The organism is Paraburkholderia sp. SIMBA_030 (genome assembly GCF_046535245.1).
In the GTDB taxonomy this organism is placed as follows: domain Bacteria; phylum Pseudomonadota; class Gammaproteobacteria; order Burkholderiales; family Burkholderiaceae; genus Paraburkholderia.
This window is the reverse complement of sequence record NZ_JAWRXB010000335.1, coordinates 1-279: the sequence shown is the minus strand read 5'-3', so window position 1 is coordinate 279 and position 279 is coordinate 1. Positions and strand designations below refer to the sequence as shown.

At 64.5% G+C, this 279-nt stretch carries 1 protein-coding gene; it reads right to left on the bottom strand.

Annotated features, from left to right (window positions below):
• Positions 1 to 279 (bottom strand): endonuclease/exonuclease/phosphatase family protein (locus tag SB772_RS40240; protein ID WP_410838549.1); only part of this gene is annotated, 279 nt, incomplete at both ends.

Below are 279 nucleotides of genomic sequence, written 5' to 3'. Positions count from 1 at the left end.
GGCATGGGTGTTCATGTCGCCCATCAGCACCTGGTGTTTATAGCCGCCGATCAATTCGCGGATGTAGGCCAGTTGCAGGCTGCGCACGCGAGCGCCGAGCGCCAGATGCATCATGACCACCACCAGCGCCTCCGGACCTTCGCCAAAGCGCACCAGAACGGCCCCGCGACCCTTGGGCCCCGGCAGCGGGTGGTCTTCAACCGCCCACGGGCGCAAGCGGCTGAGCACACCATTGCTGTGCTGGCCGAGTCGTCCGAGGTTGCGGTTGAGTTGTTGATA